The sequence below is a fragment of the Sphingomonas bacterium genome, from assembly GCF_903643065.1.
Taxonomy (GTDB): domain Bacteria; phylum Pseudomonadota; class Alphaproteobacteria; order Sphingomonadales; family Sphingomonadaceae; genus Sphingomonas.
In genome coordinates this window covers 1-2,756 of sequence record NZ_CAHJWX010000431.1, presented here as the reverse complement: position 1 = coordinate 2,756, position 2,756 = coordinate 1, and the positions used below count along the sequence as shown (strand labels likewise).

Genomic DNA, 2,756 nt, shown 5'->3' with positions numbered 1-2,756 from the left:
TGGCCGGCGCGACGCACCTTGCGATCGATCCGGCGCCGGGCGACCTGGCGGACCTGGCGGAGGCCGCGTGGCGGCATGCCGAGCGGGACGCGGATCGGCCGGCCACGACTGCGGAACCCGGCTGGGCCGGTCCCGAGAGCGCGGTCGCCGCGGTGAGTGGTCGTCTGTCGGCGTCGACCGGCGGATCGATGGCGATGATGGTCGCGATGGAACGCCTCGACATCGTCAACGCAGCCTACGGCCGCCATATCGGCGACCAGCTCATCCGCATGGCCGCGACGCGGATCGAGCGGACCGCCGACGACGTCGACCACGGCTGGTCCGTGTCGCGGGTCGGGGGATCGGAGTTCCTGGTGCTGATCGACGCCGCCGGTCCGGCGCTCGCGGCGGCGACCGAGCTGGTCTGTCGCAGGCTGTCCGCGCCGTTCGTCGTCGCCGGGCTGGCCGTCAGCATGGGCCACCGGATCGCGACCGCCACGCCGGAGGTCGGGGAAGATGGCGCGGCGCTGGTCGAGCGGCTCCGCGCCCTCGTCCGGATCGCCGGCGACGAGCGTGGCGGTTCGGCGCCGGAGGGCGCCGGTACGCTCGCGGTCGACCTGCACCGCGCGATGGAGCGCGACGAGATCGAGGTCGTGTTCCAGCCTCAGGTGCGGCTGGACGACGGGCGGATCGTCGGCGTCGAGGCGCTGGCGCGGTGGGAGCACCCGACGCTCGGCACGCTGGGCGCGGAGCCGCTGTTCGCCGCGGCCGGACAGGCGGGGCTGGCCGAAGTGCTGTCGGCGCACGTCCAGGCGCTCGCCCTGCGCCGGACGGCGGCCTGGCGTGGTGCGCTCGGAACCCTTAGGGTCTCGATCAACATCACCGCTCAGGACATCGCCTCGCCCGCTTTCGCGGCGGCGTTCCTCGATCGGCTGGAGGCGAGCGGCTTCCCCGCCGGGCGGCTGACGGTCGAGATCACCGAAACCGGGTTGATCCCCGACCTGGACGCGGCGACGGCGGTGCTGGCGCGGCTTCGTCGGGCGGGATGCCGCGTGGCGCTGGACGATTTCGGCACCGGTTATTCCAGCCTCGCCTATCTCAAGCGTCTGCCGGTCGACTGTCTCAAGATCGACAGGGCGATCACCCGTGACGTGACCGGATCGGATCGCGACCGTGCCGTGCTTGCCGGCGTGATCGGCATCGCCGGCGCGCTCGGCATCGCCACGATCGCGGAAGGGGTGGAGACGGCCGACGAGCGCGACCGGCTCGCCCTCATGGGATGCGATCTGTACCAGGGCTTCCTGTGCGCCGGGCCGATCGACGCCACCGCGCTGGAGACGCTGGTGGACGCGCGATGCCCGGCCGGCTGACGCGACCGGGCGGAAGAGGTGGGATTCGAACCCACGGACGGCTCGCGCCGTCGCCGGTTTTCAAGACCGGTTCCTTAAACCACTCGGACACTCTTCCCGGCAGGCCCGTGGACGGAACAGCCCCTGACGCCCCGGAGCGGGATGCGCAAGCGCCAGCGCCAGCACCAGCGCCATCAAGGGCAGCACCACGATCGAGTGTTCCGTGCGACGCCCGCCTGTGTCACAACGGCGGCATGTGGGAAGCCTGGAGCAACAACATCTTGCGGTGGGCGGGCAGGGCGCTGGCCTGCCCGCTGGCGTTCGTCGCGGTTCTGCCGGCAGGCGCGCAGGACGGGGCAGGCGATCGCGAGGCGGGCTTCCACTCGTTTCTCGACGGGCTGCGGCCGCGCGCCGCCGTGATGGGCGTCCGCCGCGCGACGCTGGACGCGGTACTGCCCACGTTGACCTTCAATCCGCGCGTGATCGACCTCGACCGGGCGCAGCCGGGTGCTGACCCGAACGCGGCGCCGCCAAGGTTCGCGCCCTATTACCGCGCGCACGTCGATGCGGCGCGGATCGCGCGGGGTCGTTCGACCTATGCCGCCAACCGCCCCCGGCTGGCGCGGATCGAGGCGGAGACGGGAGTGCCCGAATCGATCATGGTGTCGATCTGGGGCAACGAGACCGACTATGGCGGGTACACCGGCAGTTTCGATCTGCTGCGCAGCCTGTCGAGCCTCGCCTACGACGGGCGTCGGCGCGAGCTGTTCGCGGGCGAGTTCCTCGCCGCGCTCAAGATGGTGGACCAGGGCGTGCCGCGCGAGCAGCTGAAGGGCAGCTGGGCGGGGGCGACCGGCAATCCCCAGTTCCTTCCGTCGATCTACCTGCGCGTCGCGCGCGACGGCGATGGCGACGGGCGCGCGGACATCTGGACCAGCCCCGCCGACACGCTCGCCTCGATCGCCGGCTATTTCCGCGACGCGGGGTGGCGGCGCGGTCAGCCATGGGGCTTCGCGGTCGACCTGCCGGCGGGGTTCGACGATCGTGGGGTGGCCAACAAGCTCGTCTCGCCACGCTGTCCACGCGTCTTCGCACGGCACAGCGGCTGGCGAACGATGGCCGAGTGGCGCACGCTCGGCGTCGTGCCGCGGGCGGCGTCGTGGCCGGGCGACCGCGTGCAGGCGACGTTGTTCCAGCCCGACGGGCCGGAACAGCCGGCCTATCTGCTCACCGGCAACTACCGCGTGATCCTCGATTACAACTGCTCGAACTTCTACGCGCTGTCGGTGGGGCTGCTGGCCGATGCGATCGTCCGCTAGCGCGGTGGGCGCCGCGATGTTGCTCGCCGCGTGCGCGGGAGCGCCCCGCCCAGGGCCGGCCCGTTCCGCCGCCGCATCGCCTGCCGGACAGCGCCTGCCGGACCACGAG

Annotated in this window: 2 protein-coding genes and 1 tRNA gene; 2 read left to right on the top strand and 1 reads right to left on the bottom strand. The window is 72.3% G+C overall.

Annotated elements, in window-relative coordinates; all coding sequences use genetic code 11:
• The coding region (locus HUU95_RS13430) for a putative bifunctional diguanylate cyclase/phosphodiesterase (protein WP_174280562.1) at positions 1–1,349 on the top strand (1,349 nt) is incomplete at its 5' end.
• 10 nt (positions 1,350–1,359) lie between these two features.
• On the opposite strand, the gene HUU95_RS13425 is transcribed toward HUU95_RS13430, so the two are convergent.
• Positions 1,360–1,446, bottom strand: a tRNA-Ser gene (locus HUU95_RS13425).
• A gap of 136 nt (positions 1,447–1,582) precedes the next feature.
• Here HUU95_RS13425 and HUU95_RS13420 point away from each other — a divergent pair.
• Positions 1,583–2,647: a lytic murein transglycosylase gene (locus HUU95_RS13420; protein WP_174280561.1), complete on the top strand. Its 1,065-nt coding sequence runs from the start codon at positions 1,583–1,585 to the stop codon at positions 2,645–2,647.
• Positions 2,648–2,756: the final 109 nt, after the last annotated feature.

Excerpts from the sequence above, each read along its gene's own strand:
- HUU95_RS13420 (WP_174280561.1), top strand. The coding sequence starts at position 1,583 with ATGTGGGAAGCCTGGAGCAACAACATCTTGCGGTGGGCGGGCAGGGCG.